The sequence below is a fragment of the Streptomyces sp. NPDC002306 genome, from assembly GCF_053593435.1.
This window is the reverse complement of sequence record NZ_JBSFCK010000022.1, coordinates 46,495-71,442: the sequence shown is the minus strand read 5'-3', so window position 1 is coordinate 71,442 and position 24,948 is coordinate 46,495. Positions and strand designations below refer to the sequence as shown.

20 protein-coding genes are annotated in these 24,948 nt (G+C 72.2%); 9 read left to right on the top strand and 11 right to left on the bottom strand.

The window, feature by feature from the left end; all coding sequences use genetic code 11:
* Nucleotides 1–180: 180 nt before the first annotated feature.
* The 4 genes from ACWCQK_RS30690 to ACWCQK_RS30675 all read right to left on the bottom strand — a co-directional run bounded on the left by ACWCQK_RS30690 (nucleotide 181) and on the right by ACWCQK_RS30675 (nucleotide 8,138).
* A complete protein-coding gene (locus tag ACWCQK_RS30690; RefSeq protein WP_451160470.1) occupies nucleotides 181–4,563 on the bottom strand; it encodes a LamG domain-containing protein in 4,383 nt (1,460 codons plus the stop codon).
* A 456-nt stretch (nucleotides 4,564–5,019) separates the two neighbouring features.
* Complete coding sequence (locus ACWCQK_RS30685) at nucleotides 5,020–5,613, bottom strand: TetR/AcrR family transcriptional regulator (RefSeq protein ID WP_385779617.1); 594 nt, start codon at nucleotides 5,611–5,613, stop codon at nucleotides 5,020–5,022.
* Nucleotides 5,614–5,709: 96 nt separating this feature from the next.
* Nucleotides 5,710–7,377 carry a class I adenylate-forming enzyme family protein gene (locus ACWCQK_RS30680; RefSeq protein WP_451160468.1) on the bottom strand — a complete coding sequence of 556 codons (1,668 nt, stop codon included), beginning with the start codon at nucleotides 7,375–7,377 and terminating at the stop codon, nucleotides 5,710–5,712.
* Nucleotides 7,374–8,138: an SDR family oxidoreductase gene (locus ACWCQK_RS30675; protein WP_451160466.1), complete on the bottom strand. Its 765-nt coding sequence runs from the start codon at nucleotides 8,136–8,138 to the stop codon at nucleotides 7,374–7,376. Before ACWCQK_RS30675 ends, ACWCQK_RS30680 begins: the two co-directional genes overlap by 4 nt.
* Before the next feature lie 180 nt (nucleotides 8,139–8,318).
* On the opposite strand from ACWCQK_RS30675, the gene ACWCQK_RS30670 reads away from it, so the two are divergent.
* Entirely contained in the window at nucleotides 8,319–9,554 is a 1,236-nt protein-coding gene (locus ACWCQK_RS30670) for an exo-beta-N-acetylmuramidase NamZ family protein (protein ID WP_451160464.1), read from the top strand.
* 81 nt (nucleotides 9,555–9,635) lie between these two features.
* Nucleotides 9,636–10,955, top strand: a complete 1,320-nt coding sequence (locus ACWCQK_RS30665) for a serine-threonine protein kinase (protein WP_451160462.1) — start codon at nucleotides 9,636–9,638, stop codon at nucleotides 10,953–10,955.
* 23 nt (nucleotides 10,956–10,978) lie between these two features.
* Here ACWCQK_RS30665 and ACWCQK_RS30660 read toward each other — a convergent pair whose 3' ends face one another.
* Nucleotides 10,979–13,783, bottom strand: a complete 2,805-nt coding sequence (locus ACWCQK_RS30660; RefSeq protein WP_451160460.1) for a penicillin acylase family protein — start codon at nucleotides 13,781–13,783, stop codon at nucleotides 10,979–10,981.
* A 220-nt stretch (nucleotides 13,784–14,003) separates the two neighbouring features.
* On the opposite strand from ACWCQK_RS30660, the gene ACWCQK_RS30655 reads away from it, so the two are divergent.
* The 3 genes from ACWCQK_RS30655 to ACWCQK_RS30645 all read left to right on the top strand — a co-directional run bounded on the left by ACWCQK_RS30655 (nucleotide 14,004) and on the right by ACWCQK_RS30645 (nucleotide 16,558).
* Nucleotides 14,004–14,609, top strand: a complete 606-nt coding sequence (locus ACWCQK_RS30655) for a hypothetical protein (RefSeq protein ID WP_451160458.1) — start codon at nucleotides 14,004–14,006, stop codon at nucleotides 14,607–14,609.
* A gap of 67 nt (nucleotides 14,610–14,676) precedes the next feature.
* Nucleotides 14,677–15,396, top strand: coding sequence for a 3-keto-5-aminohexanoate cleavage protein (locus ACWCQK_RS30650; RefSeq protein WP_451160456.1), 720 nt, complete (start codon nucleotides 14,677–14,679; stop codon nucleotides 15,394–15,396).
* 94 nt (nucleotides 15,397–15,490) lie between these two features.
* Nucleotides 15,491–16,558 (top strand): RNA ligase (ATP), encoded by a 1,068-nt coding sequence (locus ACWCQK_RS30645; RefSeq protein WP_451160454.1) that lies wholly within the window; start codon nucleotides 15,491–15,493, stop codon nucleotides 16,556–16,558.
* Nucleotides 16,559–16,574: 16 nt separating this feature from the next.
* On the opposite strand, the gene soxR is transcribed toward ACWCQK_RS30645, so the two are convergent.
* Nucleotides 16,575–17,069, bottom strand: a complete 495-nt coding sequence (gene soxR / locus ACWCQK_RS30640) for a redox-sensitive transcriptional activator SoxR (protein ID WP_451160452.1) — start codon at nucleotides 17,067–17,069, stop codon at nucleotides 16,575–16,577.
* Nucleotides 17,070–17,189: 120 nt separating this feature from the next.
* On the opposite strand from soxR, the gene ACWCQK_RS30635 reads away from it, so the two are divergent.
* Nucleotides 17,190–17,651, top strand: a complete 462-nt coding sequence (locus tag ACWCQK_RS30635; RefSeq protein ID WP_451160450.1) for a MaoC family dehydratase — start codon at nucleotides 17,190–17,192, stop codon at nucleotides 17,649–17,651.
* Nucleotides 17,652–17,662: 11 nt separating this feature from the next.
* Here ACWCQK_RS30635 and ACWCQK_RS30630 read toward each other — a convergent pair whose 3' ends face one another.
* The 3 genes from ACWCQK_RS30630 to ACWCQK_RS30620 form a co-directional block, all read right to left on the bottom strand.
* Complete coding sequence (locus ACWCQK_RS30630; RefSeq protein WP_385779638.1) at nucleotides 17,663–18,286, bottom strand: TetR/AcrR family transcriptional regulator; 624 nt, start codon at nucleotides 18,284–18,286, stop codon at nucleotides 17,663–17,665.
* A 59-nt stretch (nucleotides 18,287–18,345) separates the two neighbouring features.
* A complete protein-coding gene (locus tag ACWCQK_RS30625) occupies nucleotides 18,346–18,600 on the bottom strand; it encodes a YiaA/YiaB family inner membrane protein (protein ID WP_451160448.1) in 255 nt (84 codons plus the stop codon).
* 70 nt (nucleotides 18,601–18,670) lie between these two features.
* Nucleotides 18,671–19,822, bottom strand: a complete 1,152-nt coding sequence (locus ACWCQK_RS30620; RefSeq protein ID WP_451160446.1) for an acyl-CoA dehydrogenase family protein — start codon at nucleotides 19,820–19,822, stop codon at nucleotides 18,671–18,673.
* A gap of 138 nt (nucleotides 19,823–19,960) precedes the next feature.
* Here ACWCQK_RS30620 and ACWCQK_RS30615 point away from each other — a divergent pair, with 138 nt between their 5' ends.
* From ACWCQK_RS30615 to ACWCQK_RS30605, 3 genes are all read left to right on the top strand, one after another.
* The gene (locus tag ACWCQK_RS30615) at nucleotides 19,961–20,602 is read left to right on the top strand and encodes a TetR/AcrR family transcriptional regulator (protein ID WP_451160444.1); all 642 of its coding nucleotides are present in this window, start codon (nucleotides 19,961–19,963) and stop codon (nucleotides 20,600–20,602) included.
* Between the two features lie 35 nt (nucleotides 20,603–20,637).
* Nucleotides 20,638–21,360 (top strand): ArsR/SmtB family transcription factor, encoded by a 723-nt coding sequence (locus ACWCQK_RS30610; protein ID WP_451160442.1) that lies wholly within the window; start codon nucleotides 20,638–20,640, stop codon nucleotides 21,358–21,360.
* Nucleotides 21,361–21,438: 78 nt separating this feature from the next.
* Nucleotides 21,439–22,374 carry a DMT family transporter gene (locus tag ACWCQK_RS30605; protein WP_451160538.1) on the top strand — a complete coding sequence of 312 codons (936 nt, stop codon included), beginning with the start codon at nucleotides 21,439–21,441 and terminating at the stop codon, nucleotides 22,372–22,374.
* A gap of 3 nt (nucleotides 22,375–22,377) precedes the next feature.
* On the opposite strand, the gene ACWCQK_RS30600 is transcribed toward ACWCQK_RS30605, so the two are convergent.
* Both ACWCQK_RS30600 and ACWCQK_RS30595 read right to left on the bottom strand, forming a co-directional pair.
* Nucleotides 22,378–23,460 carry a Zn-dependent alcohol dehydrogenase gene (locus ACWCQK_RS30600; protein WP_451160440.1) on the bottom strand — a complete coding sequence of 361 codons (1,083 nt, stop codon included), beginning with the start codon at nucleotides 23,458–23,460 and terminating at the stop codon, nucleotides 22,378–22,380.
* Nucleotides 23,461–23,474: 14 nt separating this feature from the next.
* A complete protein-coding gene (locus tag ACWCQK_RS30595) occupies nucleotides 23,475–24,863 on the bottom strand; it encodes an aldehyde dehydrogenase family protein (RefSeq protein ID WP_451160438.1) in 1,389 nt (462 codons plus the stop codon).
* Nucleotides 24,864–24,948: the final 85 nt, after the last annotated feature.

Sequence of the window (24,948 nt, the reverse complement as noted above, 5' to 3'; positions counted from 1 at the left end):
AACGGGCGGAAAAGCCGCCGTGGTACGGATCTCATGATCATCCCTCGTAGTCCCCTGAGCGCTTGACCGGGTGCCGCGGGCGCGGCGGCACGGCGGGGTGTGAAGAGCGGGGTCGTCCCCGCGACGCCCGGCCCGTTCGAACGGGGCCCGGGCGTCGCGGGGGATGGTGGCCGGACGGGATCAGTCGTCGCCGGGTACGGCGGTCTCCACGCCCGGCATGCCGACGGCGAGGCGGCTGATCTGCTCGTCGGTCAGCGCACCCTGGAAGGTCCACAGGTCCGACACGGTGCCGGGGAAGTACTCGCCCCAGGTGCTGGTACCGGTCTTGGCGCGGCCGAGCTGGAGGTTCTGCGCGGCCTTGAACGTCACGACGTTCTCGCCGGACGAGTCGATGTCCGTGCAGCCCGCCACATCGGGTTCGCCGTCCTCGTTGCTGTCGGCGCAGGCCACGTCCTGCAGTTCGCCGTTGACGTAGAGGCGCAGGTCGCGCGCGAACCCGTCGTAGACGACCGCCAGGTGGGTCCAGTCCTGGACGCTGAAGAACTGTCCGTTCTCCACCTGGGTGGCGGTGGCGCTCGTGCTGTCGGCGTCGGCGGTCTCGATGCGCCAGCGTCCCGGGTCGGTGTCCGTGGAGCCGGGCACGTAGCGGACCGCGAAGGCGCTCCTGGCCGTTCCGGGCGCGCTCAGCAGGGTGACGTTCCCGGTGGGCTGGGCCGCGGCCTGGACGAAGCCGCTGACGGTGAAGCTGGCGCCGGTGTCGACCGTCGTGGCGCCGCTCGCGGTGGCCGCGTAGTCGTCGACGCCGTCCAGCGTCAGGCCGCCGTCCACCCAGCCGGAACCGGTCGCGGCTCCGTTGAAGAGGGTCATGCCCGCGCCGGTCGTGGAGGCGTCCGGCGTGACCGGCGGGCTGCCGGTGGCCGACTCGAACTTCCAGCGGGCGCCGACCAGGGGGCGCTGCTTGAACAGCTGTTTCACCTCGTCACCGGAGATCGCCCGGTCGTAGAGGCGTGTGTCGTCCATGGCGCCCTTGAGCGGGCTGCCCAGGGTGCCGTCCGCCTTGTAGGTGGCGCCCAGGGTGACCTGGCCGACGGCGAGCCAGGGGGTGGTGAAGGCGGCCGTGGCTTCCAGGACACCGTTGACGTACAGCCGCATCTGGCCGGCGTCCACGTCCTGGACGGCGACGACGTGGTTCCACTCGCCGAGGCGGGCCGCCGCGCAGTTGGTGTTGGCCGGGCACGCGGACTGGGTCGCGCGCACCACCGTGGAGCCGGTGGTGTCGCTCTGCTCCCGTATGAAGACCCAGCCGCCGAGCGCGGAGGAGTGGTAGACCTCGAAGCCGGGGTTGACGGTGCCGGCCTGGGCGATGGCCGTCATCGCCTTGGCTTCCTTGTTCTTGGGCAGTTTCACCCAGGTGGAGACCGCGAAGCTCTGCGCGGTGTCCATGATCGGGCGGCCGGTGGTCGCGTAGTCGTCGACGCCGTCGAACTCCACCGCGCGACCGTTGACGCCGGTGACCCCGGAGACGGCGCCGTTCTTGAGCTGAGCGGCGGCCACCTGGGCGCGGCCGGTCAGCGCGGCGGCGTCCGCGGCCTCGTCCATCGGGAAGACCAGCTTCGCCGGACGGGCGTTGGTCACCGGCAGACGGTCGTGCAGCCGGGTCACCTGGGCGTCGGTCAGCTGGTAGTCGAAGAACTGCGCCTCGTCGAGGGAGCCCCGGAAGAACCCTTCCACGGTCCCGTAGTGGGAGGCGGCGCCGAGGATGGTGCGGCCGCGCGCGTCCCAGGGGGTGGTCGTGTAGGGGGCGGTGGCGACGAGCTGGCCGTCGACGTACAGCTTGAGCAGCTGGCTGGGGTAGTTGAAGGCGGCGACCAGGTGGGTCCACGTGTTGACCCGGGACGCCTGGCAGGCGGTGTCCCCGCTCGCGCAGGCGGGCTGGACGGCCCGGGCCACCGAGGTGCCGGACGCGTCGGTGGTGTGCCGCAGGAACACCCAGCCGCCGAGCGCGGTGGAGTAGTAGATCTCGTAGCCGCTGGTGTTGGAGCCCGCCTGGGCGACGGCGACGGGCGCGCCGGTCGGGTTGCCCGGCAGCTTCGCCCACACCGACACCGAGAAGCTCTTGGCGGTGTTCAGGACCGGGGAGTCGGCGGCCGCGTAGTCGTCGGTGCCGTCCAGCTCCAGGCCGTGGCCGGAGACTCCCTCGCCGCCGGGCTCGGCGCCCGCGTACAGCGTGGCGGGCCACTCGCCGCCCGTGCCGGTGACCTCGCCGGCGCCGGCGCCCTCGTCCATCTGCCAGGACAGCCGGTCGGGCTGACCGGAGCGCACCCGGAAGGTGTAGGTGGTGGGTTCGGAGCCGTTGCCGGCCGCGTCGAAGGCCTGCGCGGTGATGAAGTTGACGCCCGGCTTGGTCGGCATGAACTTGATGGTCTTCACGCCGCCGCCCGTGGTGGTCAGGACGTTGGCGCTGCTGGGCGAGGTGTTGACGCCGAACCAGTACTTGGTGACGTCGGTGGAGGTGGTGTCGACGGAGAAGGTGCCGTACCGCCCGACGCCGTCCCACCAGGGGTCGTTCAGGTCCTCGGAGTCGGACGCGCCGTACTGGGCGGAGCTGATCACCGGCCCGACGGGCAGGCTGGTGTCGTACAGGAAGTGGCAGCCGTGGGAGCCGGTGTAACTCCAGGCCGACCACTGGGCGCCGTCGTAGGAGTGGACGTGCCACTCCACGTGCTTGTTCTTGGGGATGCTGCCGGGCAGCACCATCGAGAAGTCGGAACCGCTCTTCTTGCTGGTGGTCCTGGCCGAGGTCCAGCGGGCCTTCCAGCCGGCGCCGTCACCCGCGTCCCAGGAGGCCTGGAACTGCACGGAGACCGCGTCTCCGTCGGGGTCCTTGACATCGTTGGCGCGGATCGTCGCCGTGGAGCGGATACGCACCATCTTGTCGGAGGCCACGCACGGGCCGCCCGGGCTCATGGTGAGCTGGGAGAGATTGATCTTGTTCGGCGGGCGGTTGTACCGCACCCGCAGGTAGGCGTCGTCGGAGAACCGCTTCCAGGTGTAGCGGTCGCCCTCGTCGCCGGCCCTCATCCCGAAGGTGACGGCCGACCACTTCTTCGCCGCGGCCGTGGCGACGGCGTCCTTCACGTCGAACTCCGCGTCGGCGGCGGAACAGCCGTCGGCGCCGTAGGCGAAGCTGAGGGTCTTGAGGCGGTCGATCCAGAAGTCGGAGTTGTCCTGGCTGTTCCAGGTCGTGGACGAGGAGATGCCCTTCGTCCGCCAGAGCTGGACCTCGCGCTTCTCGCAGGAGGCCGCGTGGGTCTCCCGGACGACGAACTCGGCGGACAGGATCGTCCGGCCCGCGAACTTCGTGGTCGGGATCTGGTAGAAGAGCCTCTTCACGTCGTAGGGGGCGCAGTAGTCCCAGCCGCAGTAGCCCAGGCCCGCGTCGGAGTCGCCGTTGAACTTCCACTGCGGTGAGCCCGCCCAGTACCTGGACACCATGGTCCAGGAGGTGGCCTTGGGCGAGTACCACTGCGGGTCGATGTAGACGGGGTAGACGGTGTCGGAGCCGGTCAGCAGCTCCTTGTCCGGGGTGAGGACGAGTGCGTCCCCGCCGTCGGCGACGTCGACACCGACGCGCTCGACCCGGCCGGAATCGGCGGCTGTCGGCTCGTCGTCACCGGTGGCCGGGGCGGTGGACTCGTCCGTGGCGGCGGTGGCCGTCCGAGCGGCCGCGCCGGCGGTGGTGGCCGCGGTCACGGACGAAGCGGCCCGCGGCCCGCTCGTCCTCGCGTTCGCGGGGTCGGCGCTACCGGCGGTGCGCGCACCCTCCTCGCCGGTGCTGGAGTCCCACATGACCGGCGTCGGCGCCTCGAACACCACGCCGCCCGCGCCCTTGTCGACGGCCTGGAGGCCGCCGTTCGCGGTCTCGCCCACCGCCATCCCGTCGGCGTTCAGCTTCAGTCGCAGCTCGGCGAGTTCCTTGCTGCGCGCGGCCACGGCCGTCTTCACGACGAGGAGTTGTGTGAAGCCGTCGGGCCGCGCCGCGAGGCGCAGGTCCACGTCCGGCAGGATGTCGGTGTAGAGGGCGGTGTCCCCGTCCAGCCGCGGCGCGGGTACGGCGCCCGGCCAGGAGAGTTCGAGCGTCCGGCCCGCTCGGTCGAGGCGCACCAGCGGCCGGCCTTCGCCGCCACCGGAGAACTCCAGCCCGACGGTGGCCGCCCTGGGCGCCACCATCCCCCCGTCGGCCTTGGCCAGCGCGGTGTCGATCGGCTGCCAGTTGCCGTTGATCCGGGTCCGCACCGGGCGCAGGTACTCCCGCGCCTCCAGGTCGCCTTCCGGAGTGGCGTAGACGTCGCTGCTCTCGCCGCGCAGCGAGGCCACCTCGACGCTCTTGCCCGATCGCCTCGCCGTCGCGATCGCCTCTTCCTCGGAGGCCGCGGCGGTGGCCGCGGAGCCACTCCCGGCGCCGCCCGTCCCGGTCGATACGCCCTTCGTCGTCGGCGTACCGGACTGCGGGCGGGCGGCCGCCTCGGCTGGGAGCGCTCCCAGCTGCAGCAGCCCCGCCATCAGGGCGATACCTAAGCCGAGCACCACCTCATGGCCGACTCTCGGGCGCTTCCTACCACCGCTCGACATCCACTCACACTCCCCCACTTGACATGATCAATTCATAGCGTGGGAAAGCTATGGGCGGATGGTGGCGTGGCGATGAAGAGAAGTCGTCCGAACGGTGAATTCCCGGCAGGTCGATGATCAAAAACACCGCACCCGCACGCCGCTGATCGCCGACGGCTCCTCTGAGCCGGACACGGGCCGGTGAGGGCGACTGTGCGCCCCCACCGGCCCCGTTCCCCGAGGTGTTGGTCAGTTCGTGGTCGCCGAGAGGGTCCGCTCCTGCTCGCACTTCAGGCCCCGGACGGTACGGCCGCAGCCCTCGCGGCGGAGCGTGCGCTCGCCGCCGGCGTCACGCCCGGGAGCTTCTGGCGCTCCGGGCGTACCAGGCGCTCCGGGGCCCTCCCCGCCCTACGGACGCAGTGCCCGCAGCAGCAGGTCGGCGAGCTGGTCGGCGACTTCCTGGGCGCCGAGCGGGCCGTCGGGGCGGTACCAGGTGGAGAGGTGGTGGACGGATCCGAAGTGGTAGTCCACGACCAGGTCGGCCGGGGTCGCCGTGGAGAACACCCCGGCCTGCTGGCCCTCCTCGATCAGCGCGCGGAAGCGTTCGTGGTAGCGCCGGCGCTCGGCGCGCACCTGTTTGTTCTTCTCGGGGCTCAGGTGGTGCATCGAGCGGAAGAAGATCGACGCGTCGTCGAGGTTCTCGATGGTCGTGACGACGACGTCGGCCGCCGCGGCCCGCAGCCGCTTCTCGACCGGTTCGTCGGCGTCCGCGAACGCGTCGAGCCGCTCCTGCTGGACGCGCAGCACGCGCGCGTACACCTCGTGCAGGAGGTCGTCCTTGGAGCCGAAGTAGTGGTACAGCGCCCCCTTGGTGACGCCGGCCGCCTCGACGATCTCCTGCACCGAGGTGCGGTCGTAGCCCTGCTCGGCGAAGAGCCGGGTGGCGGCGGCGAGGAGCCGCTGCGGAACCGGAGCTCCGTCCCCGTCGGTCGTCCTGGGCACTGCCGCCACCTGCCTTCCGTCGACGCCTGTCGGCTGTCGTCCACCGGCCTGTCCGCCGACCTCGCTGTCGGCTTGTCTGCTTGTCCGCCGGTTCGTCTACTGACTGTCGTGCGCGCGGGAACGAAGTTCCCGACGGAGGATCTTCCCACTCGCCGTCTTGGGCAGCTCGGCCAGCACCTCCACCTGGCGCGGATATTTGTAGGCGGCCAGTCTCTCCTTGCAGTACGCGGCGAGCTCGTCCGGGTCCGTCTCGGCGCCCGGGCGCAGGCTGATGTAGGCCTTGACGGTCTCGCCGCGGTACCCGTCGGGCACCCCGACGACGGCCGCCTCGCGTACCGCCGGATGCGTGTAGAGGACGTCCTCGACCTCGCGCGGCCACACCTTGAAGCCGGACGCGTTGATCATGTCCTTCTTGCGGTCGACGACGTACAGCCAGCCCTGCGGGTCCATGAAGCCGATGTCGCCGGTGCGCAGCTCGCCGTCCGGGAAGGTCTCGGCGGTGGCCTCGGGGCGCCGCCAGTAGCCGGGCACGACCTGCGGCCCGCGGACGACGATCTCGCCCTGCTCGCCGAAAGGCACCTCCGCGCCTTCGTCGTCGACGATCCGTACGACCGTGTCGGGGCCGGGCACTCCGACGGCCAGCGTGCCGGAGACCGGGTCGACGGGGGCCTCCAGGGCGGGCGGCACGGCCGCGCACGGCGCGGTGCACTCGGTCAGTCCGTAGCCGTTGCGGATGTAGGGACCGAAGCCGGCCCGGAACTTCTCCACCAGGGCGGGCGGCAGCGGGGCGCCGCCGGAGGAGATGTTCACGAAGGAGGAGAAGTGGTCCGGGGAGACGTCCGGGTGGGCGGCCAGGGCCATGAAGGCGGTGGAGGGGCCCACGGTGTACTGCGGCCGGTGCTCGGCGAACGCGTCCAGCACGACGCCCGCCTCGAAGCGGTACGTCAGCACCAGGGTGCCCGCGCTCTCCAGACACGCGCCGAGCTGGCAGACCATCCCGGTGATGTGGAACAGGGGGGCCATCGCGTAGTAGACGGGACCCTCCGGCAGCGCCAGTCCGGTCCGCTGCCGCTCGGCGTTGTACATGATGTTGCCGTGCGTGTTGGTGGCGCCCTTGGGGGCGCCGCTGGTGCCCGAGGTGTAGCTGATCAGCGCGATGTCGGCGGGGCCGGGGTCACGGTCGCGCGGCGCCTTGTGGCCCTGCCGGGCGACGGCCGTGAGGTCGTCGGCGTCCAGGGCCTGCGGCAGCCGCTCGAAGGTCAGCACCCGGGCGTCGCCGCGGGACTGGAAGTCCAGCTCGCAGCCGGTGAGCACGATCCGTACCGGCGAGTCCGCGGCCGTGGCGCGCAGATACGACTCCCAGGCGCGGTCCGAGCAGATCAGCGCCGCCACCTCGCCGTCCCGCAGGACGTGCGCGACCTCCCCCGACTTGTACATGGGGTTGACGGGGACGACGATCGCGCCCGCCTTCCAGGCGCCGAGCAGGGCCAGGACGAAGTGCGGCGAGTTCTGCAGCAGGACGGCCACCCGGTCGCCGCGCTCCAGACCGCGCTCGGCCAGGTGACCGGCGACGGAGTCGCTGAGCTCGTCGACCTCGCGGTAGGACAGCCGGCCGTCGAAGTAGGCGAGGAAGGGGCGGTCGGGGGTCTCGGCGACGGCCCGGCGCAGGGCGTGCACGAGGGAGTCTGCGGGGTCCGCCGGGGCGCGCTGGGCGTCGCTGAGGAGGGCGAGCCAGGGCTTGGCGGCATAACGGGAGTCGGTCACCGTCCGGCCTCCCACTTCTGCTGGAGGTGGTTCATGTTGGTCAGCCAGCGGTCCGGCTCGACGGCCCTGACCTGGTAGTACCCGGCGACCTCGGGGTGCGGCAGGATCAGGAAGCGGTCTTCCTCGATGCCCTTGAAGAGGGCGTCGGCGACGTCCTGCGGCTCGATCGCGGTCGGCTGGAGGACCAGGTCGCCCGCGCTGCCGGTGGCGGCCAGCATGTCGGTGCGGACGCCCTGGGGACAGATGGCGTGGACCTTGATCCCGCGGTGGCGGTAGGTCAGCGAGAGCCACTCGGCGAAGGCGTACGCGCCGTGCTTGGTGACGCTGTAGGGCGCGGCGCCGATCATGGTGAGCAGCCCGGCCGCGGACACGGTGGAGACGAACCGTCCGCTGCCGCGCTCCAGCCAGCCCGGGATCAGCGCCTCGGCCGCGCGCACGTGGGCCATGACGTTGACGTCCCAGGCCTGCGCCCAGACCGGCTCGCCGGCCGCTTCCGAACCGCCCGAGCCGACCCCGGCGTTGGCGCAGTAGACGTCGACCGTGCCGCCCAGCGCGTCCCGGGCGTCGGCGATGACGAGGGAGGCGTCACCGGGAACCGCGATGCCGCCGATCTCGTCGGCGACGGCCCTGGCCTTGTCGGCGTCGAGGTCGTTGACCACGACCCGGGCCCCCTCGGCGGCGAAGCGGCGGGCCAGCGCGGCCCCGATCCCGCCTCCCGCTCCGGTGACGACCACTCCGGCATCCTGCACGGCTTCCACCATCGGTCTCCTTCGACACGACGCGAATCGGCTCTGCTGCCTCGACAGACTAACCGGTCGGTATGCACCAGAGGAAGGGTCTCTGGAGCACCCTAAGGGCCGCGGAGCCGTATCGATGTGCGGTTCCGTCGCACGGCGCGACACCCAGGAACGGCTCGCAACGTCACCTCACGGAGGACCCCCATGCGCCTCTCCCGACGCAGTCTGCTCACCTCGGCGACTGCGGCAACCGTGTCACTCACCCCCACCACCGCCACGTTCGAGCCGAGCAGACAGCTGCGCACCGGCTTCGAGCGGCTCGCCGCGGACGGCTACGCGCCGCTCGCCGGGCAACGCGTCGGCGTCGTCACCAACCCGACCGGCGTCACCAGGGACGCCCGCCACATCGTGGACGTCATGCACGCCGACGACCGGGTGAAGCTGGCCGCCGTCTTCGGCCCCGAGCACGGCTTCCGCGGCACGGCGCAGGCGGGCGGCTCCGAGGGCCGCTACGACGACCCGGCGACCGGGCTGCCGGTCTACGACACCTATCTCAAGAGCGGCCGCCCGCTGGCCGACGTGTTCACCGCGTCCGGCGTCGACACCGTGGTCTTCGACATCCAGGACGCGGGCGCGCGCTTCTACACGTACATCTGGACCCTGTACGACTGCATGGAGGCCGCCCAGCTCGCGGGCAAGCGGTTCGTGGTCCTGGACCGGCCGAATCCGCTGACCGGGCGTGCGGCCCAGGGGCCGGTGCTGCACCGGGAGTTCGCGACGTTCGTCGGCCGGCAGCCGATCGCGCAGGCGCACGGCATGACGGTCGCGGAGCTGGCGCGGCTGTTCAACGAGGAATTCCTCGCCGCGCCGGTGGCGCTGGAGACCGTCCTGATGAGCGGCTGGAAGCGGTCGCAGTGGTACGACGCCTCCGGGCTGCCCTGGGTGCCGCCGAGCCCGAACATGCCGACGCCCGACACCGCGCTGGCGTACGCGGGGACCTGCCTGTTCGAGGGGACGAACCTCTCGGAGGGGCGGGGCACGACCCGGCCGTTCGAACTGCTGGGCGCGGAGGGCGTCGACGGGCGGTGGGCGGCCGCGGTGAACGCGCTGGGGCTCCCGGGCGTGCGCTTCAGGGAGGCGTACTTCGCCCCCACCTTCTCCAAGTTCCAGGGCAAGACCGTCGGGGGCGTGCAGATCCATGTGCACGACCGCGGCGTCTACGACCCCGTACGCACCGGCATCGCGCTGCTGGTGACCGCCCGGCGGACCTGGAGCGGCTTCGCCTGGCGCTCCGACGACTGGATCGACAAGCTGACCGGTTCGGCCCAGGTGCGCACCGCGATCGACGCGGGCGCGGACGCCGATGAGGTGGTGGCGGGCTGGCGGCAGGAGCTGACGGCGTTCCGGCGGGTGCGCGGGAAGTATCTGTCGTACGGATGACCCGTGACGTATGGCCAAGGTCCCCTGTTGGCAGGACCATGCGCCCATAGCGCACCACCACGGGGTACCAGGGAGCCCGTCATGGCAGAGCCGTCGATGAGTGTGACGCCGTACTGGGAGCTCACCTTCGACGCGGACGGCGACGTGGACGGCCCGGAGCGGGACCGGTTGCTGGCCGGGGTGACCCGGCGCGGTGTGCGCGATCTGATCGTCTTCGCGCACGGCTGGAACAACGACCGTTCCGGGGCGACCCGGCTCTACAGCCACTTCTTCGCGCCGTTCCCCGAGCTCGCTCCGACGGCCAGGATCGGGTACGCGGGCGTGGTGTGGCCCTCGATGCGGTTCTGCGACGAGCGGATCCCGGACTTCCCGCGGGCGGTGGCGGCCGAGCCGCCCCGGCGTCCGGCGCTCGACAAGGACACCCGGCACGCGCTGCTGGAGACCTTTCCGGGCCGGGCGATCGTGGTGGAGCAGCTCGCGCGGCTGCTGGAGCAGCAGCCGCGCGAGGAGGCCGAACTGGAGGAGTTCGGGCGGCTGGTCCGGCTGCTGGTGGAGGTGGTGGCGCCCGGTCCGCAGGCCCTGTTCGCGGCGGACACCCTGGCGGAGGGGGTGCCGCAGGACGAGCCCGAGATGTTCTCCGGGTCGGTGGCGGCGCTGTGCGAGGAGTTCGCGCGGGCGCTGGCCGAGGTCGACGCACCGGGCGCGACGGCGGGGTTCGCGGTGCCGAACCCGTGGGACGGGGCGCACGAACTGCTGCGGCAGGGGACGTACTACGCGATGAAGCGGCGGGCCGGGACGGTGGGCGAGCGGGGGCTCGGGCGGGTGGTCGGTCAGCTGGCGGACGCGGCGCCCGGGGTGCGGGTGCACCTGGTCGGGCACAGCTTCGGCGGGCGGCTGGTGGCGTTCGCCCTGCGCGGGCTGCCCGAGGGCGTGCGCACGGTGAAGTCCGTGACGCTGCTGCAAGGGGCCTTCTCGCACTACGCGTTCGCCACCCGGCTGCCCCACGACGCCCGGGCGGGAGGCGTGTTGCAGGGCCAGCAGAACCGTGTCGACGGTCCGCTGGTGTGCTGCCACTCACGCCACGACTCCTCCCTCGGGGCGCTGTACCCGCTGGCGTCCCGGATGGCGGGCGACACGCGGGGCGTGGCCGAGGGCTTCGATCTCGGCCGGGCGCTGGGCGCCAAGTGGGGGGCCATGGGCCATGACGGGGTGCAGGCGGTACCGGGCACGCGGCGGTTGCGGCTCGACGAGGCGTTGCGTGGTCCGCTGCCGGTCTCGGGCTGCGTCAACGTCGACGCGACGGCGGTGGTCAGACGCGGCGGGCCGCCGAGCGGGGCCCACAGTGACATCGTGCACCGGGAACTGGCGCAGGTGGTGCTGGCGGCGGGCCGCATCCACTGATCCGGCCCGCCGCCGTGGTGGGGTCAGCGATGCGAGGTGAACTCCACGACCTGCTGGTAGGTGGGCCGGTTCTGCCAGCTGATGTTGCCGTGCTTGATGCCGCCGAGGGTGCGCTGGACGATCGAGTCGGCGCACCACTGGTTGCCCGCGGCGCACAGGGTGTCGCCGGGGTAGACCTGGGCGGCGGTCTGTCCCGCCGCCTGCTTCAGCGTGCTGATGAGGAGGTCCCGGCAGGCACCGAGGCTGCCGCCGCCGCAGTACTTCTGCCCCAGCGGCCCCGCCACGGGGTCACCGAGCACGGCGCGGACGTCCTTGTCGACATAGCTCCACCAGCCGTACTGGAAGGAGCTACCCGCGTGCGCGCCGGTCGGGCCGTGGGCGGCCGACGGGGTCTCGTCGATGGGCAGGTTGGCGGTGAAGGCGGTGTACAGGGCGGTGCCGAGGCCGGGTTCGAACTCGGCCTTCACCAGCAGCGGCCACCAGGCGTCCAGGATGCGGATCGCGTCCGCGTTGGCGTACGTCCTGGAGCCCGCCGAGGTCTCGGTGCGCCGGGCGCCGGCCGTGAGCCAGGTCTGGAGCTTGCCGACGGCCGCGGCGGCCGTGGTGTCGGTCACCGGCGAACTGTTGACGACCCGCAGCAGGTCCGGCAGCACGTCCTCGCCCCGCAGGTCGGCGAGCGCCGCGTCCGCCATCGCCTTCACCAGGGCCGTCCTGGTGACCCCGCCGGCCGTGACGAGTCTGCGCACCCGGTCGTCGAGGAGGTTGCCGCGGTGCACGGAGCCGTCGCCCCAGGACGCGGTCGTGTAGTCCTTGGCCTGCTTGTTGTTCCAGGAGATGTAGTAGTCCTGGTCGACGGAGTTGGGGTGGGCGGAGGCCGGGGTGTAGTCGGCGGTGTTGGTCGCCGGCTGCCAGCCGCGCCACTCGTAGGCCTGCTGCGCCCACACCGGGAACTCGGCGTCGACTCCGCTCGCGCGCACCGGGTTGTCGCCGCTGTTGTAGTACGCGGTGTGCGCCGAGTCGGCGTAGAACCAGTTGAAGGTGTAGTTGATGTGCTGCGTCGCGGCCTGGAAGGACGCCGGGCCCGTGACGTAGTCGGGGTCGTTGAGCATCTGGAAGCCGATGATCGAGTCGGCCTCGTGCAGGTAGGAGGAGCGCAGGGTGGTGTAGGCGACCTTCTTGCCGCCGACGGTCGCCCGGTACTCCACGGGGCCGTACTTCGTGCGGTGGACCCGCATCGTGTAGGAGCCGGCCGCGGTGCCGTCGGCCGTCGTCGGCTTCCAGGCGTTCTTCTGCTCGATCTTCTCCATCGCCGTGCAGGTGCCGCGGTACAGGTAGTGGTAGTCGTCCTGGCACAGTTCGACGGCGTAGGTGTCGATGATGTCCTGGCCGGAGGTCGTGGCGCTCCACGCGTAGTCCTGGCCGCGGCCCAGTTCGACGTACATGCTCAGGCCCGCGAAGGAGGCGCCGCGGGCGCTGATGCCCGGGCCCTGGATCTCCTGGAGCATGAGCAGCTGCGGGGCGAAGTAGCCGGTCTGCGGTCCGAAGACGGCGATCGGGTGGCCGCTCGCGGTGGACCTGCCGCTCACCACGAGGGCGTTGGACATGCCGCGTCTGGCGGAGCTGAGCGCGTTGGCCGCCGCGGTGCCGGCGGCGCTCGCCGCCGTGGCGGTGGCCGCGCTGCCCGTACGGTCGTACACCAGTGGTTCCTGGGCCACCGAACCGGCGTCGGGCAGGGCCTCGCCCTGGGCGTCGTCGGGCTTGACGGCGTAGGGGAAACTCTCGCCGTTGTGCACGGTGAGGGCGGCCTCGGCGTCGTTGCGTTCGCGGAAGGACTCCCAGACCCTGGTGCCCTCCACCACGCCGTACTTGGCCTGGGCGGCGAGCAGGGACACGGCGTTGTTGACCTCGCCGCCACCGCCGGAGCCGAACAGCGAGCCGATCACCGAGGCCAGGGCCACCAGGTCGGTGATCTTGAAGTGGTCGATGGTGCCGGCGTTGGTGATGGAGTCCTTGTGGCCGGTGAGGACGTACTCACCGGGGAAGTAGCGGCCACTGTCGGAGGCGTCGATGTAGGAGTTGACGCCGGCGAGGTAGGCGTTGGCGTCGGCGAGCGCCTGCTGGCCGCGGGCGCCGTTGCCCGCGACGGCGTTGTCGATCTGCGCCTGGAGGTCGGCCTCGGTGTACGGCGCGCTGCGGTAGAACTCCTGCTCGAGGCCCTGGTTGGAGGGCGCGCCGCCCGCGAACGTGGTCAGCTGGCCGCGCCCGACGTGCCGGAAGACGTCCATGAGCCACAGCCGGTCCTCGGCCGCGGCGTAGCCGGCGCCGAACTCCGTGCCGTACCGGGTGGTGCCGGTGATGTGCGGCACACCCGTCTTCTTGTCGCGCACGATCTTCACGTCGCTGCGGCCCGCGGGGCTCTCGGTGGAGGCGACCTGATCGGACGCGACGCCGAACGAAGCGTCGTTGAAGAACGTATTGATCTTGTCAGTGGTGAGCGTGGCGTAGCCGGTGGCCAGGTTGGCGTAGGGGCCGAGCTGGTCCTCGGCGTGGGAGGGCTGGGTGCCGAAGGCCTGGTTGAGGATGATCTGGGCGAGGGTGGCGTTGCCGTTCTCGCCCGGCGGCAGGATGTCGGAACACTGTCCGCCGCAGTAGTCGCCGGCCGCGGCGGCCTCGGCGGCGACCGTGGACTCGGCGGCGACCGCCGTCTGGGAGAGCGGCGACAAAAGACCGGCGATCAGGACGCATATGGAAGCCGTCTTCAGGAACCCGGTCAATCTGCCGGGAGTTCTCAGTCTGACGAGAGGTGTTCGTGGGGTGCGCCCAGGCATGTCAGCTCCTAGCGACGGGGGTGGGCCGGACGTTACCGCCGGTATCCCCGGGATTGAAGGTGAACATGCGTCAGTTTTCGGAGTCGTGGCTCCGGCTTATGAGGGCAATCGGAAATCGGATGGAGCCGAATCGGGTGTCGATACGTCTACTCGACGACGTCCGTACGACGACGCCGAAGTGACCGAAGTACAGGTGCAGATGTGACGGAGGTGCAAGGCGATGGCCGGTTTCCGGAGTCTGGCGAGACAGGTACGAGATCCGCGCTGTGATCTGGCGCTGCGGCGCTACTCGTTGCGCAAGTGCCTGGAGCGGTTCGCTCCTTACGGGCACAGGGCGACCTGGGACCATCTGTGCTCCCGGTCGGGGTTCGGCCCCGAGGACCGCTCTCCCGACCCTGCGCGGCTCGTGGCCGCGTTGGAGGAACTGGAGGAGGCACGGGCGGTATGGCTCGACTATGAGATCGAGTTCGCCGAGCGCCGCAAGAAGGAGAAGCACGACGGGCTGCGCAGGCCCGGCAGCGTGGACGACTGGCACCGGCTGACCTGGGGGGGATTCGGTGTCGCCTGGTGCGACAACCCGGGGGTGCACCCGCGGGCGCCGCTCGGCGAGGTGCTGCGCAGTCTCATCGAGGCGCTGGAGCGCGAACCGGGCGCGGCCTGCCCGGTGTGCGACGGCGACCGCCTGTTCTGGAAGTACGACCTGGACCACGAACCCTCGTCGGGTCCGGTCTGCGCGGACTGCGGAATCCTGGTGCCGCGGCCCGTCCTGACGCCCGAGGCCCTGGCGTACGCCAGGCGGGGGCGACGGATGCTGATGTCGGCCTGAGAGCACGCCGGGGGTGCGCCGGGGATGCCGCACCCCCCTGATCACCACCGGGTGGCACCATCGGGGCATGGTGCAGGTCTGTCTCAACGGGCGCAGAGACGCCTCCGACGGCGCGGTGATCCCGCTCTCGCCGCAGGCGCTGGCCGACTCCGCGGCGGACGCGTTCGCGGCCGGGGCCAGCGATGTCCACGTCCACCCCAAGACCCCCTGCGGCCAGGACAGTCTGTCGCCCCGGGTGGTGGCGGCGACGCTCACCGCGATCCGGTCCCGGGTGCCGGCGCCGGTCGGGGTGACCACGGCCGCCTGGGCACAACCCGATCCGGCGGCCCGTCTGCGGCAGATCCTCGACTGGACGGTGCTGCCCGACCACGCCTCGGTCAACTGGCATGAGCCGGGCGCCGAGGAGCTGGCCGGCGCCCTGCTCCGGCTCGGGGTGGGGGTGGAGGCCGGGGTCTGGTCCGGCACGGACGGCGCGGCCCGGTTCGCCCGCTCCCCGCTCGGTCCGAGGGTGCTGCGTGTGCTGGCGGAGGTGACGGATCCCGACGCGGCGACGGCCGAGGAGTCGGCGCGGGGCCTGCTGGCCGGCCTCGGCGGCGCACACGGCCGGCCGGTGCTGCTGCACGGTGAGGACGGCGGGGCGTGGCCGGTGCTGCGGCTGGCCGGACGGCTCGGACTCGCGACCCGGATCGGCCTGGAGGACACGCTCCTCCTGCCGGACGGCCGGCGGGCTCTTTCCAACGGGCAGTTGGTGGCCGAGGCGCTGCGCCGGGACGAGCCCGGTCCATAGCAGGCGGAAATCCGCTGGCTCCACCCGTTTCGGGTCCGGACAGTGGGGGGCGATGAGACCCGTCTGAGACACCGGAAACCACCGGGGAGCCGCCATGTCGACGCTGCGCGTCACCGCCGAAGTGCTGACCGTCCACGAACACCCGAACGCCGACGCCCTCGAACTGGCCCAGGTGGGCCTGTACCGGGCCGTCGTCGCCAAGGGCGCCTACCGCACCGGCGAGGCCGCCGTGTACATCCCCGAGCAGGCCGTGCTCCCGGCCGCGCTGATCGAGGAGTTGGGGCTGACCGGCCGGCTCGCGGGCGGCAATGCCGACCGGGTCAGGGCGGTCCGGCTGCGCGGTGAGCTGTCGCAGGGCATCGTGTGCCGGCCGACGGCCCTCACGGACGTGGACCTGGCGCGGGCCGCGGCCGACGGCACCGACTTCGCGGGGCGGCTGGGCATCGTCAAGTGGGTGCCGCCGGTGCCGCCCACGATGAACGGTGAGGTCGAGTCCGCCCCCGATCTGCTGCCCTGGGTCGACATCGAGAACATCCAGCGCTATCCGGACATCTTCACTCCGGGCGAGCCGGTCGTGCTCACCGAGAAGCTGCACGGGTCGGCCTGTCTGCTGACCTACCACGCCGAGGAGGGCCGCGCGTACGTCTCCTCCAAGGGCTTCGGCGCCCGGTCGCTGGCCCTGAAGGAGGACCCGCGCAACCTGTACTGGCGGGCCGTGCGCGGCCACGGCGTCGCCGAGGCCTCGGCCCGCATCGCCGAACGGCTGGGCGCCCGCCGGGTGGGCGTCTTCGGCGAGGTGTACGGAGCGGGTGTGCAGGATCTGGCGTACGGCGCGAACGGCCGCGGCGACACACTGGGTTACGCGGCCTTCGACGTGTCCGCGGAGATCGACGGCGTGGTGCGCTGGCTGGACACGGCGGACCTGCTCGACGGGGAACTGCCCCTGGTTCCGCGGCTGTTCGAGGGGCCGTACGAGATCGGGCGGGTGCTGGAGGTGGCGAGCGGACGGGAGACCGTCTCGGGGCGCGCGCTGCATCTGCGGGAAGGGGTGGTGATCCGCCCGGTCACCGAGCGGCACAGCCCCGTGACCGGCGGACGGGCGATCGCCAAGGCGGTGAGCCCGGCGTACCTGACCCGCAAGGGAGGCACCGAGTACGAGTGAGGGGCGCGGGGCGGGTTCAGCGGCAGGCGTCCGGCCGCTGGACCCCCTTCGGGGAGGGCCGTTCCACCATCAGGCGCGAGCCCGCCCGCCGTTCGCCGAACGCGTCGTCCGGGTTGGACAGGACGCAGGACTCCAGGGAGAGACAGCCGCAGCCGATGCAGTCGGTGAGGTGGTCGCGCAGCCGGTTGAGCTGCCTGATCCGCTCGTCGAGTTCGGAGCGCCAGGTCTCGGAGAGGCGGGCCCAGTCCTCCCGGGTGGGGGTGCGTTCCTCCGGGAGTTCGGCGAGGGCCTCGCGGATCGTGGCCAGCGGGATGCCGACCCGCTGGGCGGCCCGGACGAAGGCGACCCGGCGCAGCGCGTCCCGGGTGTAGCGGCGCTGGTTGCCCGCGGTACGGCGGCTGCTGATCAGACCCTTGGACTCGTAGAAGTGCAGTGCGGAGACGGCGGCGCCGCTGCGGGCGGCGAGCTGGCCGACCGTGAGTTCATGGATCTTCTCGGGAATCTGGGGCACCTCTCGAAGCCTACCCATCCGGTCGCCGCGGCGGTCCGTTGACAGGGGCCTCCGACCCGAGCATGCTAAGCAGTTGCTTAGACATAAGCGCGAACATATCGCGACGCGAGAGGCCGGGACATGGCAGAGCCGAGGATCTTCACGTCAGCCGACGAGCTGAAGGCGGCGGTGGGCGAGCAACTGGGCTACACCGACTGGGTGGAGGTCGACCAGAAGCGTATCGACCTCTTCGCCGAGGCCACCGGTGACCACCAGTGGATCCACGTCGACCCGGAGCGGGCGGCCGCGGGACCCTTCGGCGCCACCATCGCGCACGGCTACATGACCCTCTCGCTGCTGCCGCTGTTCGGGCCGCAGCTGATCTCGGTCGAGCGCGTGAAGATGGGCCTCAACTACGGGACGAACAAGGTCCGTTTCCCCTCCCCGGTCCCCGTCGGCTCCCGGCTGCGCGCCACCGCCACCATCACCGGGGTCGACGACGTGCCCGGCGGTGTGCAGGTCTCCATCGCCTTCACCGTGGAGCGCGAGGGCGGCGACAAGCCGGCCTGCGTGGCCGAGTCGGTGTCGCGCTACTACCTCTGAGCCGCCGGGGGCTACTTCGCCCCCACCATCCGCAGCACGAGGTCGGCGTAGAGCGCGCCGACCTCGTCGGGGGTGCGGGGGCCGTCGACGTTGAACCAGCGGGCGACGTCGATGCACAGGGAGAGCACCGCGAGGGTGGTGCCCCGAACGTCCGGCACGTCGAACTCGCCGGTGGCCACGCCCTCTTCGATGATCCCGCGCACCTGGGCGTCGACCAGGCGGCGCAGGGCGAGGATCTCGGCGCGGGCGTCGGGGCCGAGCGAGTCCAGTTCGTACTGCACGACCCGGGCGGTGGTGCGTCCGCCGGCGTGCCAGCGCACGAAGGAGCTCACGGCGTCGGCGAGCCGCTCCGTGGCGCTGCCCTCGCCACGGGCCGCCGTGCGCAGGATCTCCAGCGCCTTGTCGTGGCCGATCCGGCTGATCCGGTGGAGGAGTTCTTCCTTGGTCTTGTAGTGGATGTAGAGGGCGGCCGGGCTCATCCCCGCGCGGCCCGCGATGTCGCGGGTCGTCGTCGCGTGGTAGCCGCGCTCGGCGAAGGCCTCCACGGCGGCCACCAGCAGCCGCCGGGCCGCGTCAGGCGTGACCTCGCCCCACGCCTCGGCCTCGCCGCCGGTCGTGTCCTCCGCCGTACTCATCGCTGGTTCGCCCCTCTCGGTACCGGAGGTACACCATACCGCCGAAGGTGAGCAACCGCTTAGCGTCGCCGCTCAGCGCTTTCGAAGGGGCTGTACATGCCGCCGGACGCGTCCTGCCGGTCCCGGATCACCTTGGCCAGCGTGAAGGCCGAGGTGACCAGATACAGGACGGCGATGGCCAGGAAGGCCCGCACCCAGGCGTCGGCGTTCAGTTTGAAGATGCCGATCGCGGTGGCCGCCATGGCGACGGCGAAGGACGCGACGGCCTGACCGTAGAAGGCGGCCGTGTTCTGCTTGACGGGTGTCTCGCTCATGGGACGAGCATCGGCGGACGCGGCCCGTGCCGCATCCGCCGACGTACTCAGGAACCCGCGGCAGGGATACTCAGAACGCCGAGACCCCCGTCAGCGCCCGGCCGATGACCAGCTTCTGGATCTGGCTGGTGCCCTCGTAGAGGGTCATCACGCGGGCGTCGCGCAGCAGCTTGCCGGCCGGGTACTCGTCGATGTAGCCGTAGCCGCCGAAGACCTGGAGGGCGTTGTTCGCGGCGCGCACGGCCGCCTCGGAGGCGAACAGCTTGGCCTTGGAGGACTCGGTGGCGAACGGCAGCCCGCGGTCGACCAGGTCGGCGACCCGCCAGGTCAGCAGCCGGGCCGCGTCCACGTCCACGGCGATGTCGCTGATCAGCTCCTGGACGAGCTGGTGGTGGGCGATGGTCCTGCCGAACTGCTCACGCTCGCCCGCGTGGCGCACCGCCACGTCCAGCGCCGCCTGGGCGATGCCCACGCAGCCCGCCGCGACCGACATCCGGCCCTTGGCGAGCGCGGACATGGCGACCGAGAAGCCCTTGCCCTCGGGCGCGAGCATCGCGGAGGCGGGGACACGGACGTTCTCCAGCACCAGTTCGGCGGTGGCCTGGCCGCGCAGGCCGAGCTTGCCGTGGATGGTGCGCCGGGTCAGCCCGGGGGTGTCGGTGGGCACCAGGAAGGCGGAGACGCCCCGGTGGCCGGGGGCGTCGGTGGAGCGGGCGAAGAGGAGCACGACATCGGCCCAGGTGCCGTTCGTGATGAACATCTTGGTGCCGTCGAGGACGTAGTCGTCGCCGTCGCGGACCGCGCGCGTGGTGAGGTTGCCCGCGTCGGAGCCGGTGCCGGGCTCGGTGAGGCCGAAGCAGCCGATGTACTCGCCGGAGGTGAGGCCGGGCAGCCAGCGCCGCTTCTGCTCCTCCGTGCCCCAGGCCGCGATCGACTTGGCGACCAGGCCCAGCGAGACCGAGACGATGCCGCGCACCGAGGAGTCACCACGGCCGAGCTCCTCGGTCACCAGGCAGTACGCGAGGTGGTCGCCGCCGGAGCCGCCGTACTCCTCGTCGACGGTCAGGCCCAGGAAGCCGACCTCGCCGAGCTTCTTCACGATGCCCCGGTCGACCTCCTCGGCCCGGTCCCAGGCGATGACGTGGGGGGCGATCTCGCGCTCCACGAAGTCCCGGGCGAGCTGTCGGACGGCGGTCTGCTCCTCGCTGAGCCCCAGGTTCATGCCGAGTCACTCCACATCACACGCGACGGATACGTCTCACCGGCCGGACCATGAGAGTCGGCCGTGAGAGCCGACCATGAGAGCCGTACCTTTAAATTAGCACTGCTAGTTTCTGGACGCAGCCCTACTATGTGCGCCATGGCCCGACCGCGCAAGCCCCTCCTGAGCACCGACCGGATCGTCGGAACGGCACGCACGCTGGTGGACGCGGAGGGCCTGGCGGCCGTCTCCACCCGCCGGCTCGCCGCCGAGCTGGGGGTGAGCGGACCCTCGCTGTACAACCACTTCCGCACGAAGGACGAGATCCTGGAGGCGGTCGCCGACTCGGTGAGCGCCCAGGTCGACCTGTCGATGTTCGAGGACGGCCGGGACTGGCGGACGGCGCTGCACGACTGGGCCGTCTCCTACCGGGCCGCCCTGCGCGCACACCCCCACATCGTCCCGGTGCTCGCCCACGGCCCCGGCCGCCGCCCGGCCGGCCTGCGGCTCGCGGACGCGGTCTACGGCGCGATGGTCGCGGCGGGCTGGCCGCCCCCGACGGCCACCTCGATCGGCGCGCTGATGCGGTACTTCGTCATGGGCTCCGCGCTCGGCTCGTTCGCCGGCGGGTTCGTGGACGACGCGAGCGCCTACGACCCCGCCGACTACCCCCACCTCGGACAGGCCCATCTCCTCGCCGAACAGCAGGAGAAGATCGACGAGCGGGCGTTCGAGACCGGGCTGACGGCGCTGCTGGACGGACTGGCGCAGCAGTACGTGCAGGTCCGGCGGAGCGCGTAGCGACACTTCGGTGGGCGCCGAACCGTCCGTGTCCCATGCTGGGACGCATGACCACCAGGGACCCCCGGGCCGCGCGGCTGGCCCGGCTCACCGCGCTGATCGCCGACGAGACCCGGGCCGCCTGTCTGCTGGCGCTGCTCGACGGGCGGGCGTGGACCGCCGGTGAGCTGGCGCGGCACGCGGGCGTCGCCGCGTCCACCCTGAGCGAGCACCTGAGCAGGCTCGTCGCGGGCGGGATGCTCACCGAGGAACGGCAGGGCAGGCACCGTTACGTGCGGCTGGCCGACCCGCGGGTGGCGCAGCTGGTGGAGGACCTGGCGGCCCAGATCGGCCCGGAGGAGACCGGGCGCCCGCGCACCCTGCGGGAGGCGAGCGCCGGGTCCGCGCTGGCCCGCGGGCGCACCTGCTACGACCATCTCGCCGGCCGCCTCGGCATCGCGGTCACCGACGCGCTGACCGCGCGTGGGCTGCTGCGTCAGGACACCGGGTTCGCGCTCACCGACGCGGGGGTGCGGTGGTTCGACGACGTGGGCATCGCGCTCGCCCCGCGGGGGCGGCGGCCGCTGGCCCGCGGCTGCCTCGACTGGACCGAGCGCCGCCCGCATCTCGCGGGCGTCGCGGGCGCGGCACTGTGCCGGCACGCCCTGGACGCGGGCTGGTGCGTACGCATCGGCTCCGAGCGGGCCGTGAAGGTGACGGCGACGGGCGAACGCGCCCTGTCCGAACTGCTCGGCGTCGAGACGGGGTCGCTGCGCTGAGCGGCGGCCACGGCGTCGGTGTACGGTCCGGAATCCGCCGGCGGCGGCCGGTCCTCCCTTTCTACGCTCAGGAGCATGATGAACACCTCGCCGTCCCGTCGTACGGGGCTGCTCGCGGCCGGTGCGACCGTCGTCACCGTCGTACTGTGGGCCTCCGCCTTCGTCTCGATCCGCAGCGCGGGCTCCGCGTACTCGCCCGGCGCGCTGGCGCTCGGCCGGCTGCTCGCCGGCACGGTGGCCCTCGGGGTGATCTGGGCGGTGCGGCGGGAGGGACTGCCGCCGCGGGCCGCCTGGCGCGGGACGGCGGTGTCCGGGGTGCTGTGGTTCGGCTTCTACATGGTGGTGCTCAACTGGGGCGAGCAGCAGGTCGACGCCGGTACGGCGGCCCTCGTCGTGAACATCGGGCCGCTCCTGATCGCGCTGCTCGGCGCCCGGCTGCTCGGCGACGTGATGCCGCCGCGGCTGCTGGCCGGGATGGCGGTGTCGTTCGCGGGCGCGGTGACCGTGGGGCTGTCGATGTCGGGCGGCGGCGGTTCCTCGCCACTCGGGGTGGCGCTCTGTCTGCTGGCCGCGGTCGCCTACGCCGCGGGGGTGGTGGCGCAGAAGCCGGCCCTGGGCCGGGCGAGCGCGCTCCAGGTGACGACGTTCGGGTGTCTCATCGGTACCGTGCTCTGTCTGCCGTTCGCCGGGCAACTGGTGCGGGAGGCGGGCGAGGCACCGCTGTCCGCCACGCTCAACATGGTCTACCTGGGTCTGTTCCCGACCGCGCTGGCCTTCACGACCTGGGCGTACGCCCTGGCCCGTACGACGGCCGGCCGCATGGGCGCGACGACGTACGCGGTCCCCGCCCTGGTGGTCCTGATGTCCTGGCTGGCGCTGGGCGAGGTGCCGGGGGCGTTCACGCTGGCGGGCGGCGCGCTGTGTCTGGCGGGGGTGGCGGTGTCGCGGTCCCGGTCACGCAGACCGGCCGTGCCCGCTCCGGCCGCCGCGCCACGGCCGGAGCAGGTCTCCTGAGGCTCAGAACACCACCAGTGCCCGTCCGCCCTTCCCCGCCAGCATGTTCTCGAAGGCGGCCGGGATGCCGTCCAGGGCGATCCGCTCCGTCACCAGGGCGCCCAGGTCCAGGCGGCCCGCCCGCACGTGGTCGGCCAGGACCGGCAGGTCCCGCGCCGGGACCGAGTCGCCGTAGACGCAGCCGGAGAGGGTGCGGCCCCAGTGGAAGAGTTCCAGTGCGTTGAAGGTGACCTGCTGGTCTTTGCCGCCGATGCCGACGACCGTGGTGCGGCCGCCGCGCCGGGTGGACTCCCAGGCCGCGCGGATGGTGACCGCGCGGCCCACGCACTCGACGGCGACGTCCACGCCCTGCTTGCCGGTGAGGGCGCGGATCTCGCGGGCGGTGGTGTCGGAGGCGACGACGTAGTCGGTGGCGCCCGCCGTGCGCGCCAGTTCCTCCTTCGCCGGGGAGACGTCGACGGCCACGATCCGGGAGGCGCCGGCGATGCGCGCCGCCTGGAGGGCGGCCAGGCCCACTCCCCCGGCGCCGAACACCGCCACCGTCTCGCCCTGGCGGACCCGCGCCGAGTGGTGGACGGCTCCGTATCCGGTGAGCACCGCGCAGCCGAGGAGGGCCGCGTCGGTGAGCGGGATGCCAGGCGGGGCCGGCAGGACGCAGGCCGCGGGCACCACCGTCTCCTCGGCGAACGCGGCGACGTTGAGGCCGGGGTGGAGGTCGGTGCCGTCCACGGTCCTGGCGTACACGTCGGCCGCGCCGTTGAGCGCGTTGGCGCACAGCCAGACCTCGCCGAGCGAGCAGGCGTGGCAGCTTCCGCAGGAGGGCGCCCAGTTGAGGACGACCTCGTCGCCGGCCGCGAGGCCGGACACCCCTTCGCCGACGGCCACCACCGTGCCCGCGCCCTCGTGGCCGAGGACCGCGGGCACCGGTACCCGCATGGTGCCGTCGGACAGGGACAGATCGGAGTGGCAGACCCCGGCCGCGGCGAGCCGGACACGGACCCGGCCGGGGCCGGGCTCCGGCAGGTCGATCTCGGTGATCTCCAGGGCGGAGCCGATGGCGGGCAGGACGGCGGCACGGACGGCCATGATGGACGACTCCCCTAGTACTGGAGGGACTTGGTCTGGAGGTACTCGGACAGGCCGTGCGCGCCGAGTTCGCGTCCCACGCCCGACTGCTTGTAACCGCCGAAGGGGGCGAGCGGGTTGAACCGGCCGCCGTTGATGTCGACCTGGCCGGTGTCCATCCGGCGGGCGAAGGCCGCCGCCTCCGCCGGATCCCCGGCCCAGACGGCGCCCGCGAGGCCGTACACCGTGCCGTTGGCGATGCGCAGCGCCTCCTCCTCGTCCTCGTAGCGCAGGATCGACAGGACCGGGCCGAAGATCTCCTCCTGGGCGATCGTCATGTCGGGGGTGACATCGGCGAAGACCGTGGGGGCGACGAAGTAGCCCTGCTCGCGGGGGGATTCGGGGCCGCCCGCGACGAGCCGCGCGCCCTCCGCCACTCCCTTGTCGATGTAACTCAGCACGCGAGCCCGCTGCTTGGCGTTGACCAGCGGTCCGATGCGGTCGCCGTACTTCGCGGCGGCCTCCGCGGCGAGGGCGACCGCCTCCTCGTAGCGCGTGGCGGGCACCAGCATGCGGGTCCAGGCACTGCACGTCTGGCCGGAGTTGGACATCACGTTGGCGACGCCGACGTTCACGGCCCTCGCGAGGTCGGCGCTCGGCAGGATGACGTTGGCGGACTTGCCGCCGAGCTCCAGGGCGACCTTCTTGACGGCGGCGCCGGCCGTGGCGCCGATCTGCCTGCCGACGGCCGTGGAGCCGGTGAAGGACACGAGGTCGACGCCGGGGTGCTCGGCGAGGGCCTGCCCGGCCACCGGGCCGAGACCGGTGACGAGGTTGAAGACGCCCGCGGGCAGCCCGGCCTCGTGCACCGCCTCGGCGAACAGCTGGGCGGTCAGCGGGGTGTCCTCGGCGGGCTTCAGGACGACCGTGCAGCCCGCCGCGAGGGCCGGGGCGACCTTGGCGACGATCTGGTGGAGGGGGTAGTTCCAGGGCGTGATCGCGCCGACCACGCCGATCGGCTCCTGGTGGACGACGGAGTTGCCGACCTTCTCCTCGAAGGGGTGGGTCGCGGCGAGTTCGGCGTACGAGCCCGCCACCGCGACGGGCAGGCCCGCGTGGACGGCCCGCGAGAACTCCGGTGGCGCGCCGAGTTCCGCGGTGACCGTGGCGGCGATCTCGTCCTTACGGGCGGCGAGGACGTCCCGCAGCGCGCCCAGGCGCGCGGCCCGCTCGGCCGGGGCGGTCGCGGCCCAGGCGGCGAGGGCGGCACGGGCGGCCCGCACGGCGGTGTCGACGTCCAGGGCGGTGCCCGCCGGGACCTGGGCGATGACCTGTTCGTCGGCCGGATTCACGACCTCGATCACGTCCTGGCCGGCGGCGGGGCGCCAGGCGCCGTCGATGTACATGCCGTCGTGTGCCTTCATCGTGCTTCCTCCCGGGCGGGGCCGCGACTCTGCGTCTTCCGGCTCACAAACTAGCGGTGTTAGTTTTTGCGCGCCAGACACTCCT